General features: G+C 71.1%; 10 protein-coding genes. 3 read left to right on the top strand and 7 right to left on the bottom strand.

All coding sequences use genetic code 11. The features are described 5' to 3' along the window. Positions 1 to 35 precede the first annotated feature (35 nt). Positions 36 to 1319 carry an MFS transporter gene (locus BM393_RS08460; RefSeq protein WP_091724347.1) on the top strand — a complete coding sequence of 428 codons (1284 nt, stop codon included), beginning with the start codon at positions 36 to 38 and terminating at the stop codon, positions 1317 to 1319. Positions 1320 to 1325: 6 nt separating this feature from the next. Here the strand turns inward: BM393_RS08460 and ligA are convergent, their stop codons facing one another. The 3 genes from ligA to BM393_RS08445 form a co-directional block, all read right to left on the bottom strand. Continuing rightward, positions 1326 to 3413, bottom strand: a complete 2088-nt coding sequence (gene ligA, locus BM393_RS08455; RefSeq protein WP_091724346.1) for an NAD-dependent DNA ligase LigA — start codon at positions 3411 to 3413, stop codon at positions 1326 to 1328. Between the two features lie 83 nt (positions 3414 to 3496). Next, positions 3497 to 4807: a hemolysin family protein gene (locus BM393_RS08450; protein ID WP_255489488.1), complete on the bottom strand. Its 1311-nt coding sequence runs from the start codon at positions 4805 to 4807 to the stop codon at positions 3497 to 3499. 93 nt (positions 4808 to 4900) lie between these two features. Beyond that, the gene (locus BM393_RS08445) at positions 4901 to 5398 is read right to left on the bottom strand and encodes a histidine phosphatase family protein (RefSeq protein ID WP_254783283.1); all 498 of its coding nucleotides are present in this window, start codon (positions 5396 to 5398) and stop codon (positions 4901 to 4903) included. Between the two features lie 216 nt (positions 5399 to 5614). Here BM393_RS08445 and BM393_RS08440 point away from each other — a divergent pair, with 216 nt between their 5' ends. Then, positions 5615 to 9271, top strand: a complete 3657-nt coding sequence (locus tag BM393_RS08440) for an ATP-binding protein (RefSeq protein ID WP_141225260.1) — start codon at positions 5615 to 5617, stop codon at positions 9269 to 9271. Here the strand turns inward: BM393_RS08440 and ligD are convergent. Then, positions 9249 to 11960 carry a DNA ligase D gene (ligD, locus tag BM393_RS08435; RefSeq protein ID WP_091724343.1) on the bottom strand — a complete coding sequence of 904 codons (2712 nt, stop codon included), beginning with the start codon at positions 11958 to 11960 and terminating at the stop codon, positions 9249 to 9251. The two genes, BM393_RS08440 and ligD, sit on opposite strands and share 23 nt — an antisense overlap. Before the next feature lie 18 nt (positions 11961 to 11978). Then, complete coding sequence (locus tag BM393_RS08430) at positions 11979 to 12974, bottom strand: Ku protein (RefSeq protein WP_091724342.1); 996 nt, start codon at positions 12972 to 12974, stop codon at positions 11979 to 11981. A gap of 149 nt (positions 12975 to 13123) precedes the next feature. Here BM393_RS08430 and BM393_RS08425 point away from each other — a divergent pair, with 149 nt between their 5' ends. Continuing rightward, positions 13124 to 13855, top strand: a complete 732-nt coding sequence (locus BM393_RS08425) for a phosphoribosyltransferase (RefSeq protein ID WP_254783282.1) — start codon at positions 13124 to 13126, stop codon at positions 13853 to 13855. On the opposite strand, the gene BM393_RS08420 is transcribed toward BM393_RS08425, so the two are convergent. Continuing rightward, positions 13852 to 14535, bottom strand: a complete 684-nt coding sequence (locus BM393_RS08420) for an RES domain-containing protein (RefSeq protein ID WP_175538229.1) — start codon at positions 14533 to 14535, stop codon at positions 13852 to 13854. The two genes, BM393_RS08425 and BM393_RS08420, sit on opposite strands and share 4 nt — an antisense overlap. Beyond that, positions 14535 to 15056, bottom strand: a complete 522-nt coding sequence (locus BM393_RS08415; protein WP_091724340.1) for a hypothetical protein — start codon at positions 15054 to 15056, stop codon at positions 14535 to 14537. The genes BM393_RS08420 and BM393_RS08415 overlap by 1 nt, the downstream gene beginning before the upstream one ends. Positions 15057 to 15315: the final 259 nt, after the last annotated feature.

Genomic DNA, 15315 nt, shown 5'->3' with positions numbered 1-15315 from the left:
GGCCCGGCGCGGACGCCGGCACCCGAAGGAACCGCATGCCCGCCGCCGCCCTGTCCCACCGCCTGACCCATCGCGGTCTCCATTTCAGCTGGGTGATCGCCGGGCTGACCTTCCTGACGATGCTGTTCATGTCGGCCGCGCTGGGCCTGCCCGGCGCGATGCTGCAGCCGCTGGCGCAGGAATTCGGCTGGTCCACCAGCCAGATCTCGTCGGCCCTGGCGCTGCGCTTCGCGCTGTTCGGCCTGATGGGGCCGTTCGCGGCGGTGCTGATGGAGCGCTTCGGCGTGCGGGCCGTGGTCAGCGTGGCGCTGGCGCTGGTCGGCGGCGGGATGCTGATGGCCGGGCTGGTCACGCAGCTCTGGCATCTGGTCGTGCTGTGGGGCGTGGTGCTGGGACTGGGCAGCGGGATGACCGCGCTGGTGCTGGGCGCGGTCGTCTCCAATCGCTGGTTCGCGTCCCGCCGGGGGCTGGTCATGGGGATCCTGACCGCGAGCGCGGCGACCGGCCAGCTGATCTGCCTGCCGGTCGCCGCCTGGATGATCGAGCGCTGGGGCTGGCGCGCGCCGCTGCTGCCGCTGGCCGTGCTGTGCCTGGGCGTGATGGCGCTGGTGCTGCTGTTCATGCGTGACCGGCCGTCGGACCTGGGCCTGGCGCCCTATGGCGCCGAGCCGGCCTCGTCGACGCCGGCACCGGCCGCCACCGCCGCGGCCGCGGTGACCTGGCGCACGCCGTTCGTCGCGCTGCGCGAGGCGTCGACGCAGCCGACCTTCTGGCTGCTCTTCGGCACCTTCTTCATCTGCGGGCTGTCGACCAACGGCCTGGTGCAGACGCATTTCATCTCGCTGTGCGGCGACTACGGCCTGGCGGCGGTGCCGGCGGCATCGGTGCTCGCGATGATGGGCGTGTTCGACTTCCTCGGCACCATCGCCTCGGGCTGGCTGAGCGACCGCTACGACGCCCGCAAGCTGCTGTGCTGGTATTACGCGCTGCGCGGGCTGTCGCTGCTGTGGCTGCCGAGCGCGGAGTTCACGCTGTACGGGTTGTCGCTGTTCGCGGTGTTCTACGGGCTGGACTGGATCGCCACCGTGCCGCCGACGGTGCGCCTGACCGCCGAGCGCTTCGGCGCGGCGAAGGTCGGCATGGTGTTCGGGTGGATCTTCGCCGGCCACCAGATCGGCGCCGCGGTGGCCGCGTACGGCGCGGGACTCAGCCGCAGCCTGCTGCTGAGCTATGCGCCCGCGCTCTACGTGGCGGGCGCCGCCTGCCTTCTGGCGGCGGGCATGGCGATGACGATCCGGCGCCGGACTGCGGCAGGCTGATGGCCCTCACCCCTCCCCGGCCAGCAGCGCCTGCAGCCCTGCCTCGTCGAGGATGGTCACGCCGAGCTCGCGCGCCTTGTCGAGCTTGGACCCCGCCTCCTCGCCCGCGATCACGTAGCTGGTCTTCTTCGACACCGACCCGCTGACCTTGCCCCCCGCGGCCTCGATCAGCTCCTTGGCCTCGTCGCGCGACAGCGTCGGCAGCGTCCCCGTCAGCACCAGCGTCTTGCCCGCCAGCGGCTGCGGTCCCGCCGGCGCGGCGGCGGCGCCATCGCTCTCGGGGAAGCTGACACCCGCGGCGATCAGCTGCGCGACGACCTCCCGGTTGTGCGCCTCGGCGAAGAAGGCCGCGATGCTCCTGGCGACGATCGGCCCGACGTCCTTCACCGCGAGCAGCTGCTCCTCCGTCGCGTTCATCAGCGCATCCATGTTGCCGAAGTGCTTCGCCAGGTCCTTGGCCGTGGTCTCGCCCACCTGGCGGATGCCCAGCGCGAAGAGGAAGCGCGCCAGCGTCGTGTGCTTGCTCTTCTCGAGCGCGTCGATCAGGTTCAGCGCACTGCGATCGCCCATGCGCTCCAGCGCCGTGAGCTTGGCCACGCCGAGCTTGTAGAGCCCCGGCAGGCTCGTCACGAGGCCGCCGTCGACGAGCTGGTCGACCAGCTTGTCGCCCAGGCCCTCGATGTCCATCGCGCGGCGGCCGGCGAAGTGCAGCATCGCCTGCTTGCGCTGCGCCGGGCAGAAGATGCCGCCGCTGCAGCGGTGGTCGATGCCGCCCTTCTCGCGCACCACGTCGCTGCCGCAGATCGGGCAGTGCCTGGGCATGCGGAAGTTGGGCACGTAGTGCGCGCGCCTGGCGTCGACCTTGCCGACGACCTCCGGGATGACATCGCCGGCGCGCCGGATGATCACCTGGTCGCCGACGCGGATGCCCTTGCGACGCATCTCGAAGAGGTTGTGCAGCGTCGCGTTGCTGACCGTCGTGCCGCCGACGAAGACCGGCTCCAGCTTGGCCACCGGCGTCAGCTTGCCGGTGCGCCCGACCTGGATCTCGATGCGGTCCAGCCTGGTGACCTGCTCCTGCGCCGGGTACTTGTGCGCGACCGCCCAGCGCGGCTCGCGCGACACGAAACCGAGCCGCCGCTGCAGCTCGCGGCTGTTGACCTTGTAGACGACGCCGTCGATGTCGAAGGGCAGCGCGTCGCGCTTCTCGCCGATCTCGCGGTGGAACTTCACCAGCCCTTCGGCGCCGCGCACCACCGCGCGGTCGGCGTTGACCGGCAGCCCGTAGGACTGCAGCGCGTCCAGCATCGCGCTGTGCGTGGCGGGGATGTCCCAGCCGCGCGTCTCGCCGATGCCATAGGCGAAGAAGCTCAGCGGCCGCTGCCGCACCAGCGCCGGATCGAGCTGGCGGATCGCCCCCGCGGCCGTGTTGCGCGGATTCACGAAGGTCTTCTCGTTGTTGGCGCGCTGCCGCTCGTTGAGCTTTTCGAAATCGTCGCGGCGCATGTAGGCCTCGCCGCGCACCTCCAGCACCTCGGCCTTGGCGCCGTCGCCCCGCAGTCGCAGCGGGATCTGCTGGATCGTGCGCACGTTCTGCGTCACGTCCTCGCCCGTCTCGCCATTGCCGCGCGTGGCGGCCTGCACCAGCACGCCGCGCTCGTAGCGCAGGCTGATCGCCAGGCCGTCGAACTTGAGCTCGGCCGCGTACTCGACGGGCGCAGCCTGCTCGCCCAGGTCCAGTTCCCGACGCACGCGCGCGTCGAAGTTCTCGGCGCCGCTGGCCTCGGTGTCGGTCTCGGTGCGGATGGACAGCATCGGCACCACGTGCCGCACCGGCTCGAAGCCCTCCAGCACTGCGCCGCCGACCCGCTGCGTCGGCGAATCGGGCGTCAGCAGCGACGGATGCGCGGCCTCGATCGCCTGCAGTTCCTGGAACAGCCGGTCGTACTCGGCATCGGGCAGCGCCGGCGCGTCCAGCACGTAGTACAGGTGGGCGTGATGGTGCAGCTGGTCACGGAGTTCGGCGGCGCGGACGGCGGCCTGGTCGAGGGGAAGCGAAGCCGCGGAGGCAGTGGAAGCGGGCTGGGCAGTCATCCGCGCATTGTGGCGCAGGCAGGCCGCGCGGCCGTTGGTCAGGCCGTCCCTGGACACGCTGCCGGAGGGCCGGCGGCCGGGGGTCAGGCGCCCGTGTCGGTCGCCGGCGGTGCGGCGCGGGCGATCATGACCTGGTCGACGCGGTGGCTGTCGACGTCGACGACCTCGAAGCGCCAGCCGTGCCATTCCACGACGTCGGTCCGCTTGGGGATGCGCCGCAGCATCACCATCAGGAAACCGGCCAGCGTGTCGTACTGGCCCGGGTGCGGGAAGTCGTCGACGCCCAGCGCGCGCTGCACGTCCGGGATCGGCGTGATGCCGTCGGCCAGGAAGCTGCCGTCGTCGCGGCGGATGATCTGCTGCTCCTCCTCGTCGGTGGAGACCAGCGAGCCCATCACCGTGCTCATCACGTCGTTCAGCGTGATCACGCCCACCACCAGCGAGTACTCGTTGACGATGACCGCGAAGTCCTCATGCGCCTGGCGGAACTGCGTCAGCACCTCGGCCAGCGTCAGCCGGTCCGGCACGATCAGCACCTTCTTGACCAGCGCCGGCTCGGCGCGCAGCGAGATCACCTCACCGCGCAGCACGCGCTGGAACAGGTCGGTCGCGTCGACGTAGCCGACCACCTGGTCGATCTCGCCATCGCAGACCAGGTAGGTCGAGTGCGGCGAGTCCGCGATCCGCGTGCGCACAAGCGCCTCGTCGTCGTCGAGCGAGAAGTAGACGACGCGCTCCCGCGAGGTCATCGACGACTCCACGGTGCGGGTCTCGAGCTCGAGCACGTTCTCGATCACCTGCTGCTCCGCGGCCGCGACGACGCCGGCCTGCTGGCCCGCGGCGGCCATGGCGAGGATGTCGTCATGGGTGATGGTGTTGTCCGGCGTCATCGGCCGGCCGAGCAGCCGCAGCAGGCCGTCCGTGACCAAGCCCAGCGCCCAGGCGACCGGCCGCAGCAGCACGGTCAGGAACAGCATCGGCCGGATCAAGGCCAGCGCGACGCGCTCGGGTTCGTTCATCGAGAGCCGCTTGGGCAGCAGGTCCGCCAGCACGACGAACAGCGTCGTGACGCAGCCGAAGGACAGCGCGAAGGCCACGCGCTGCGCGGTGTCGACGTCGATCAGCGGCCGCAGCAGCGATTCGAAGTGGGGTGTCAGCGCGCCCTCGCCGACCACGCCGGCCAGGATGGCCAGCGTGTTGACGCCGATCTGCACCACGGTGAAGTAGTGGCCGGGTTGCTCCTGCACCTTCAGCACCTGCGCGGCCCGCGGGTCGCCCTCGTCCGCCATCTGCCTGAGCTTGAGCCGCCGCGACGCGGCCAGCGACAACTCCGCCATCGAGAAGAACGCGCTGGCGGCGATCAGCAGGAAGATGAGGAACAGGCTGGAACTCAAGGCAGCTTTCGCAGTGGGCAAGCCGCCAGTGTAGCGGGCGCCCCTGCCCCGGCGCCCCGGCGCGAAGGCGCGGCGACGAGGGCCTGCGGCGCATCACGGCAGGTCCGGCGAACGCACCGCCACCACCAGCACGCCAGGCCGGTCGCGGGCGTCGCGCTCGCAGCGCAGCCACCAGACGCCGCCCTTGCGCAGCCGCCAGGGCGTCGTGTCCGCGAGCCGGTCCAGCGGCACGCCGCCGACCAGGTGGGCGAGCGCCAGTCCCAGCGTCGGCTGGTGACCCACGACCATCACCGGGGCCGTCGCCTCGGCCCAGCCGGCGGCCTCGAGCAGCGCCCGCACGTCCCGTTTGGGCGCGAGCGCGTCGCTGGACACGACCTTGCGGCGCAGGTCCTGGACCGTCTGGCGCGTGCGCACCGCCGGGCTGACCAGCACACGGGTGTCGCGCGGCAGGTGCCGGTCCAGCCAGTGCGCCATCTCGCGGGCCTGGCGTTCGCCGCGGCCGGTCAGCACCCGCGACAGGTCGTCCATACCGGGCGCGGCGTCGGCGGCCTCGGCGTGGCGCCACAGGATCAGGTCCATCGAATCGGCCATCGGGCGGGGCTCTCCAGCGCAGGGTGCGGGTGCGGATCGGATGCGGATGCGGATGCGGATGGATGGCAGTGGCAAGCGCCGCTCCCAGCACCGCCGGTTCGCGTCCCCCATCGCCGTGGCGCTCCCCGCCGTCCAGGCAGGGCCGATGCGGGTGCGCCGCTTGCTAGGCGACGCCTAGACTCGACTGCCCCTGTCCCGACAAGGGAATTCCTGCCGATGCCTGTTCTGCCCGCCGGTCCCGCCGGTATGCCCCCCGAGGGCCGCAACGACGCGGCCGCACTGGTGCCCTCCTCCCCGCCGCAGCCCGGTGCACCGGCCGCGCCGCGCCGCGAGCACTTCCTGGACGGGGGCGGCGAGATGGGCGCGCGCATGCGGGCCCTGGACTGGACCCGCACGCCGCTCGGTCCGCCGGACGGCTGGCCGCGCGCGCTCAAGACGGTGCTGCGGATGATGCTGGACTCCCGCTACGCGATGTGGCTGGCGTGGGGCCCGGAGATGACCTTCTTCTGCAACGACGCCTACCTGCCGACGCTGGGCCTGAAGCGCGAGTGGGCGCTGGGCGCGCGCTCCGAGCGGGTCTGGGCCGAGGTCTGGGACGCCGCCTACAGCCGCATCCGTCATGTGCTGAGCACCGGCGAGGCGACCTGGGACGAAGGCCTGCTGCTGTTCCTGGAGCGCAGCGGCTTCCCGGAGGAGACCTATCACACCTTCTCCTACAGCCCGGTCCACGACGACGAACTGCGCGTCAACGGCATGTGGTGCGTGGTCACCGAGGTCACCGACCGCGTGATCGGCGAGCGCCGATTGCGGGTGCTGAAGGACCTGGCCACGCGCACCGTCGGCGTGGAGCAGCAGGACGACGTCGCGCGGCGCACCTGCGAGGTCCTGTCCGACTACCCGCTGGACCTGCCCTTCACCGCGCTGTACCTGACCGAGCCCGGCGGACAGTGGGCGCGTCGCGCCGGCTGCACCGGACCGCTCGCCCACGACGCGGCCGGCGAGGCGTCGCATCGCGGCGCCGCCGAGGACTTGCCCGAGCGGCTCGACCTGGTCGATCCGCCCGACGGCTGGCCGCTGCGCGCGCTGGTGGACGGCGCGCCGGCGCAGGACCTGCCGTCGATGGCGGCCCTGGGCGTGTCGCTGCGGCTGCCGGAGTGGCCGGAGCCGCTCGAGCGCGCGGTCCTGCTGCCGCTCAAGAGCGCCGGCCGCGAGCCGGCCGGTTTCCTGCTGGCCGGCGTGAGCCCGCGCCGGCCGCTCGACGAGGCCTACCGCAGCTTCCTCAACCTGGTCGCGGGCCAGCTCGCCGCGGCGCTGGCCGACGCCTCGGCCTACGAGGCCGAGCGGCGCCGCGCCGAGGAGCTCGCTCAGCTGGACCGCGCCAAGACGGCCTTCTTCTCCAACATCAGCCACGAGTTCCGCACGCCGCTGACGCTGATGCTGGGCCCGCTCGAGGACCTGGTGACCGCGCCCGACCTGAGCGGACCGCAGCGCGAGCGCCTGGCCCTGGTGCTGCGCAACGCGTCGCGCCTGCAACGCCTGGTGAACACGCTGCTGGACTTCTCCCGGATCGAGGCCGGCCGCGCGCTGGCGCGCTTCGAGGCCACCGACCTGGCGGCGCTGACGCGCGACCTGGCGAGCACCTTCCGCTCCGCCATGGAACGCGCCGGCCTGGACTTCGAGGTCGACTGCGCGCCGCTGGACCAGGCGGCCTGGGTCGACCGCGAGATGTGGGAAAAGATCGTCCTGAACCTGCTGTCCAACGCCTTCAAGTTCACCCTGCGCGGGCAGGTCACGGTGCGCCTGCGCGGCCAGGGCCATGACCCGCGGCTCGCGGTGCTGGAGGTCGCGGACACCGGCGCCGGCATTCCCGCGGAGGAATTGCCGCGGGTCTTCGAGCGCTTCCATCGCGTCGCCGGCGCCGAGGGCCGCACCCACGAGGGCTCCGGCATCGGCCTGGCGCTGGTGCAGGAGCTGGTCAAGCTGCACGGCGGACGGATCGAGGCCTCCAGCGTGCAGGGCGAAGGCTCGCTGTTCCGCGTGCTGCTGCCGCTGGGCCGGCAGCCCGCATCGCCGGCGCGGGCGGGCGGATCGGCGCCGCTCCCCGTCGCCGCGGCGGCCACCACGACCGGCGCCAATGCCACCGCCAATGCCGCCACCACTGCAGCCGCTGCTGCCACCGCCATTACCACGGGCGCGGCCACCACGACTGGCGCTCGCGCTTTCGTGGAAGAGGCGTTGCGCTGGCTCCCGGCGCCCGAGCCGGTGGGCGAAGGCGAACCGGGCCGCGTCCAGGCGGGCGGTTGGGCCTCGGCCGACCCACGTTTCGCGGCGACCTTCGGCGCGCGGGTGATCGTGGCCGACGACAACGCCGACATGCGGGCCTACCTGCGCGACCTGCTGTCGCCCTGCTACGCGGTGGAACTGGCGGCCGACGGCCTGGAGGCGCTGGAGGCGGCGCGACGCGAGTCGCCGGACCTGGTCCTCAGCGACGTCATGATGCCGAAGCTCGACGGCCTGGCGCTGCTGGCCGCGCTGCGCGGCGACGCGCGGCTGGGCGGCGTGCCGGTGGTGCTGCTGTCGGCCCGGGCCGGCGAGGACGCCCGCATCGAGGGCCTGGATGCCGGCGCCGACGACTACATGATCAAACCCTTCTCGGCCCGCGAGTTGCTCGCGCGGCTGGGCGCGCTGCTGGAACTGCGCCGGATGCGGCAGGCGGCGGAAGCGGCCTTCCGGCTGCGGACGGCGCAGTTCGAGACCCTGCTCAACGCCGCGCCGATGGGCGTCTTCCTGGTCGAGCACGACGGCACCGCGCTGCGCATCCGCGAGGCCAATCCGACCGCGCGCGCCACCTTCGGCGATCCGCCGGACCTGATCGGCTCGCGCTTCGATGCGCAGGTCGAGCGCCAGTGGGGCCACCCGCTGGCCGACCAGATCCTGGCGCTGTTCCAGCGCACCCTGGAGACCGGCGAGCCCTACCACACGCCGGAGTTCGTGCAGGAGCGCAGCGACCTGGGCGTGACCGAGGCCTACGAGTGGCAGATCAGCCGCATCCCGCTGGCCAGCGGCGCGCCGGGCGTCGTCTGCTACTACCGCGAGATCTCCGCCCACCTGAGGGCGCGGCGGCGGCTGGAGGCGGCGGACCGCCAGAAGGACCAGTTCCTGGCGATGCTGGCCCATGAGCTGCGCAACCCGATCGCGCCGATCCGCAGCGCCGGCGACGTGCTGAGCCGGCTGGGCCTGCCGGACGAACGCTCGCGCAAGATGGTCGACATCATCCGGCGGCAGGTCGAAACGCTGACCCGGCTGGTCGACGACCTGCTGGACGTGTCGCGCATCACCCAGGGCCGGGTGGAACTGCAGCTTGGGCCGGTGCTGCTGCCGGAGGTCATCGCCCAGGCGGTGGAGACGGTGGAGCCGCTGATGCGGGAGCGCCAGCACCGGTTCTCGGTGACGCTCGGCGGCCCGCCGCTGCGGGTCTGGGGCGACCAGGCCCGCTTGATCCAGTGCGTGGCGAACCTGCTGACCAACGCGGCCAAGTACACCGACCCGCTGGGCCGCATCGAGCTCTCGCTGCGCGAGGAGCGCGGCCGCGACGGCGCCCCGGGCCAGGCGCTGATCACCGTCAGCGACGACGGCATCGGCATCCCGCCCAGCCTGCAGCTCACCATGTTCGACCTGTTCGTCCAGGGCGACCGCACCCTCGATCGCTCGCAGGGCGGGCTGGGCATCGGCCTGTCGCTGGTCAAGCAGCTGATCGGCATGCATGGCGGCCAGGTCGGCGTGCACAGCGAAGGCAGCGGCACCGGCGCCCGCTTCGAGCTGCGCCTGCCGCTGATGGACGCCAAGGCGCTCAGGGCAGTCCCAGCAGCTTGAGGCCGCGTGTCAGCGTCTGCCGCGCGCCCCAGTAGTCCTGCCAGGGATCCTGCTTCTGGAAGCTGAGCCGGTCGCGCGCATTGGCGATGGTCCAGTGGTCGGCGCGCTTGAGCTCGCCCAGCTCGTCCCAGTCGATCGGCATCGACACGCCCAGGCCGGGCCGCGCGCGGGCCGAGAAGGCGCAGGCGGTGGTCTGCCCTTCCCCGTTGCGCAGGTAGTCGGGAAAGATCTTGCCGATGCGGTTGCGCGGGCCGCTCTTGGCCGAGAACTTCTTCGGGAAGGTCTCGGCCAGGTGACGCACGACGGCCTGGCTGAAGGCCTTCACCGTGGCGTGGTCGTGGCGCCGGTCGAGCGGCACCACCACGTGCAGCCCCTTGCCGCCGCTGGTCTTGAGCCAGCTCAGCAGGCCCAGTTCCTTGAGCAGCGCGCGGGTGATGCGCGCCGCCTCCACCACCGCGCCGAAGGCCACGCCCTCGCCGGGATCGAGGTCGACGATGAGCCGGTCCGCGCGGTCGAGCCGGTCGTCCTGCGCGTTCCAGGTGTGGAACTCGATCGCGTTCATCTGCGTCATCTGCATCAGCGCCGCGGCGTCGGGGATCACGATGAGCTCGTCGCCCTCGACATGCTTCTGGAAGAACAGCTGGCCCTCGATGCCGTCCGGCGCCCGCACGATCGCCACCGGCCGGCGGCCCAGATGCGGCTGCATCCATTCGATGACGCTCTCGTAGTAGCGGACCAGTTCGATCTTCGTGTGGCCGGTGGAGGGATCGATCACCCGGTCCGGATGCGTGATGCGCAGCTGGCCCGATGGCGCGGCGGCGGCCGACCGCTGGTCCTTCGCTGTTGGGGAAGCGCGCTTGGCGGCCTGCGCCGATCGGCTCGGCTTCTCCGCCTTGTCCGCGCTCTCCGCCTTCGCGGCCTTCGGTGCCTTCCCGGCCGCGCTCGCCGCGTCCGACTTGCCCGCCTTCGCGCCCTTGGCCGCCGGCGCGGGCTTGACCTCGTCGGCGGGCTTCGCCGATTCGCGACCCACGTCGCGCGGCGCCTTGTCCACGCGCACGCCCTGGAACGAGGCGTGACGGACATGCCCGTCCGGCGTCCACTCGGCGAAGGCGACCTCGACCACCACCGTCGGTTTCACCCACCGGGCCACGCCGCCGCTGCGGCCGCTGAGCTTGGCCCAATGGCTGCGGGCGATCGTGGCCTCGTCGAAATGCGGCTGCTTGACCTCGAGCGCCGCCAACTGCCCGTGCAGCTCGCCGGCGAGCTTGAGCGACCAGCCCGTGCCCACGCGCCCCGCATACCGCAGCGCGCGGCCCTCGTAGTAGCCCAGCAGCAGGCTGCCGAGCGCCTTCGCGCCGTCGGACCGGTCGGTGAAGCCGACGACGACGAACTCCTGCCGCTGCTGGCACTTCAGCTTGATCCAGGCGTCGCTGCGCGCGGACACGTAACTGCTGTCGGGGCGCTTCAGGATCAGCCCCTCGAGCCGCATCTGGCAGGCCGCGGCCAGCATCTCCTCGGGCGGCACCGCGAAGTCCTCGCTGAAGCGCAACGGCCCGTCCTCCTGCTCGGCCATCAGCGCGCGCAGCACCGCGCGGCGGTCCCGCAGCGGCACCTCGCGCAGGTCGTGGCCGTTGAGGAAGGGCACGTCGAAGAGGAAGTAGACGAGGTCCGCCTGCGCGCGGCGCTTCGGATGGCCGATCGCGTTCTGCAGCAGGTTGAAGTCGGGGGCGCCGTCGTCGCGCAGCACGACGATCTCGCCGTCGAGCCAGCCGTTGTCCAGCCCCAGGCCGGCGACGGCCTCGGCCAGCGTGCCCAGGCGATCGGTCCAGTCGTTGCCGCCGCGGGTGATCAGGCGCACCTTGCCCTTGTCGACCCGCGCCATCAGGCGGTAACCGTCGAACTTGGCCTCGGCGATCCATTCGCCGGGCGGCGTGGCGCTCACCAGCGTCGCGAGCTGCGGCGGCAACTCGGCCGGCAACCGCGCCTTGCGCGCGCGGCTCAGGTCCGGGGTGACGGCGGCCGCGTCCTCTTCACCGGCCTCGCGCTCCTCGATCAGCCCCAGCGGATGCTGGATCACGCTGTCGGGCAGCGCGAGGGTGACGTCGTAGTCCGCATGCGCGCGCTCGCGGCCGTCGTGCTTCTTGATCAGCAGCCATTGCTCGCGCTTGGCGGCATCGCGGGAGGTCCGCACCAGCTGCCACAGCCCCGCCAGCTTCTGTCCATGCAGGCGGAAGACCAGCTTGCCTTCGCGCAGGCCCTGCGCCGGATCGCCCTCGGGCTCCCAGGTGCCGTTGTCCCAGACGATGACCTCGCCGGCGCCGTACTGCCGCGGCGGGATGGTGCCCTCGAAGCCGCCGTAGGACAGCGGATGGTCCTCGACATGGATCGCCATGCGGCGCTCCTTGGGGTCGTAGGACGGTCCCTTGGGCACGGCCCAGCTCAGCAGCACGCCGTCGAGTTCCAACCGGAAGTCGTAATGCAGGTGACTGGCCCAGTGCTTCTGGATGACGAAGGACAGCGCCTGTGGTCGCGTCGCGCGGCGCGGGGCGGTGCCGCTTCGCCGGCCGCGGGCGGCACGCGCCGGCGCGGCCGGCGCCTCGTCCGGTGCGTCGTCCGGCTCGGGCGTGATGCGGAAGTCCCGCTTCTGGCGGTAGCGGGACAGTGGGTCCTGGCGGGTGGCGCTGGGCATGGCGGATCGGCGCCGGCCTCAGGCCGACTTCTTCCTGGACTTGCCACCCAGGCTGCGCTTGAGCAGCTCGGTCAGGTCGACGACGTTGCCGCCCTCCTCGCCCGCCTCGGGCGCGGCCTCGAGCGGCGTGACGGTCTCGGTCTCGCCCTCCTCGACCTTGCGCGCGATCAGTTCGCGGATCGCGGCGGTGAACTCGTCGTGGTAGTCCTCGGGATGCCAGTCGCTGCTCATCTCGTCGATCAGCTGCCGGGCCATCTGCAGCTCGCTGGGCTTGAAGCCGTGCGCGGACTTGCCTTCGGCGGGCAGGTTCAGGTCGTCGCAGGGGCGGATCTCGTTGGCCCAGCGCAGCATGCCGATCATCAGCGCCGGTCCGGCGGGCAGCAGCGCGGCCAGGTGCTCCTTGCTGTGGATCACCAGCCGCGCGATCGCGATCAGGCCGGCGTCCGACATCGCCTCGCGCAGCAGCGCGTAGACCTTGCCGGACTTGCCGATGGGCTCGAGGTAGTACGGCTTCTCCAGGTAGACGAAGGACACCTGCGTGGCCGGCACGAAGGTCTCGATCTCGATGGTCTGCGTGGTGGTGGGATAGGCCTTGCGGATCTCGTCGTCGGAGACCAGGACGTAATCGCCGTTGTCCTGCTTCACGCCCTTGACGATCTGCGTCTTGTCGATGTCCTTGCCGGTGCGCTTGTTGATGCGCTTGTAGCCGACCGGATCCATGCTGCGCTTGTCCAGCCAGTCGAAGTCGACGCGCTGGTCGCGCGAGGCGGGATACAGCGACACCGGCACGTGCAGCAGGCCGAAGCTGATGGCGCCCTTCCAGATCGCTCGCCGGGCGGCCGGCGCGTCGTCGCTGTCGCCGCGCGCCGCGCCGCGTCCGGAGGACTTGCCGTGCGCGGCATGGTCGGCATTGGAGGCACGCGTGCGGCGCGCGCCCGCGCCGGAGCGACCGGACGCACGCGGCGGCGCCTTGCGAGTGGTGCGGGTCGTGGAGGAAGAGCTTCGAGACGGCATGGGGACCTCGGCGGGGCAGCGTCCTGGGAATGCCGGAGCGGCAAATGACGCGCCCGAGCCGGCGGGCCGCGGCGGGCACCCGGCTTGCTCTGAACTGGGGATGGAAACAGCGTCCCTGCGAGACCACCATGACCCCGGAGACCCACGCCATGCTGCCTGTCCGCCCGTCCCCCGAGATGCCCGATGCGGCGACGCATGCCGCGCCGTCGACGGCCGCGGGGCGTCGCTTCGCTGACCGGCGCGACGCGGGACGCGAACTGGCGCTGCGGCTGGCCGCCTATGCGCACCGGGACGACGTGACGGTGCTGGCGCTGCCGCGCGGTGGCGTGCCGGTGGCGGCGGAGATCGCGCGGGCGCTGGACGCGCCGCTCGACATCCTGGTGGTGCGCAAGCTCGGCCTGCCCGGCCAGCCCGAGTACGCGATGGGCGCGATCGCGTCGGGGGACGTGCGGGTGCTCAACACGCAGGTGATCCAGCAGCTGGCGATCAGCTACTCGGCCATCGACATCGTCACGCGGGCGGAGATGCGTGAGCTGCACCGGCGCGAGCGGCTCTACCGCGGCGACCGGCCGATGCCCGCGATCGAGGGGCGGCAGGTGATCCTGGTCGACGACGGCATGGCCACCGGGGCCACGATGCGCGCGGGGGTGCAGGCGCTGCGCGACCTGCAACCGGCACGCATCGTGGTGGCGGTGCCGGTCTCGGCGGCTGAAACCTGCCACCTGATCTCGCAGGACGCGGACGAGGTCGTCTGCGGGCAGACGCCGGAGCGCTTCCGCTCGGTCGGGCAGTGGTACGAGACTTTCGAGCAGACCACCGATGACGAGGTGCGGCGCTTGCTGGCCAACTCGGCGGAATGCCGGGCCATGGCAAAGACCTAGGCCGCGGCGAGTGCCGGATTCCCTTGCGGGTTCGGGGTCGGGCCCGTTCGCAGCAGGTCGATGAAAGGGTGGGCCGCCAGAAAGGCCAGAAACTCCGCATCTTCGGTGAGCAGAGGTCGCTCCGCGCTGGCCGAGAGGTCCAGATCATCCTTGCGCGAATGCCAGATCGCATACACGCGACCCAACTGATGACGGTGGAAGGACTCGTAGCTGATGCCGTGGACGAGATGCCCGTATCGGCGATATAGCTCCAAGGCGATCCAACGGGTCGATTCGTAGCTGGGTTCCAGCTTTCCCTGAAGACGGAACGCCGCACGATTTCGCCCGTCGATAGGGATGAAGATCGCCGGTCGTCCCGGTGAGAACCTCACCACATGGAACTTGGAGGCCGCATCTTCGTCCCAGTAGAAGCGATCGTCATCCGCGTCCCAGAACAGCGCGCGGACCTCCATTGCGCTCGATTGAATGTTGGTCGACGTGTACATGACGGCGAAGGACTCACCGTGCCCTGGCGGGGGATCGACTCGGTTGGTACGGAACTCAACAGGTGGAGGCTCCCAATCTGCGTTGGGGTGCTGATAGGACCGCAACAGCGTGACCGTCCCCGCATCGAGAAGTTCCAATTGGAGTTCCTGCCCACGGAACGGCGGCACGCGCACGGGCACTTGGACGTCGTCCATCAGTTCCTCCGATGCATCAGTTCGTCGTGCGCCGCGCCGAGCACGGCGCGAAGGCGGCAGGAAGCGTCCTGTGCATACAGCCATGCGGCTTCCTGCTCGATCGGCGCGTCGTACAGCCGATGTCCCAACAACACTTCCAATGGCGTCGCCCACGCCAGCATGTTGTTGGGTGCCCTGAAGAAGGAGGCGAAGTGCTGCTCCGTCATCCACGTCTGCCTGGCATCAATGGCCCCGTAGAAGCGGGCAAGGATGGCCTTCAGCGGCGCACCGGCCACCTCCGGCAATGCCTGATAGAGGCCATACAGCCGATATCGCTTGGATCGGCTGACGAAGCTGAACAGTTGCCGGTCCCGGTCCATCTGCTCGACCGTCGCCGGGCTCACCTGGAGCAAGGCCGCCAGTTGCGCTTTCGACCCGAACGTCGTAGCAAGTATGAAGACATGCGCATTGACTTCCGGCGCAGGATCACTCGGAAAGGCCAAGGCATCGATCCCGGGCATCGTGCTGGCGGGCTTCGACATTGAAACGGCTCGAGGGTCAAGAGTTTCGATCACTTCGTCATCGGTACCTCGTTACCGAGGCCGCGTCCATCAACACAGAGGTCCACCACTGTGCCGATCGCGCGTCCGTCACACGATGACCGAAATCCCTGCCAACCGAGTCCATGCCTAGAAGAACGCGCAGTCACGCCCACTCGAACTTGTGCGCGACGCCGCCATGCGGCGCTCCCATGCAAACGGGCGCCCGAGGGCGCCCGTCTTCGTCGTCGGCGAGAACCGC

Origin of the sequence: Mitsuaria sp. PDC51, from assembly GCF_900113225.1 — a bacterium.
Classification (GTDB): Bacteria; Pseudomonadota; Gammaproteobacteria; order Burkholderiales; family Burkholderiaceae_C; genus Roseateles.
This window is presented reverse-complemented; position numbering and strand designations above follow the sequence as displayed.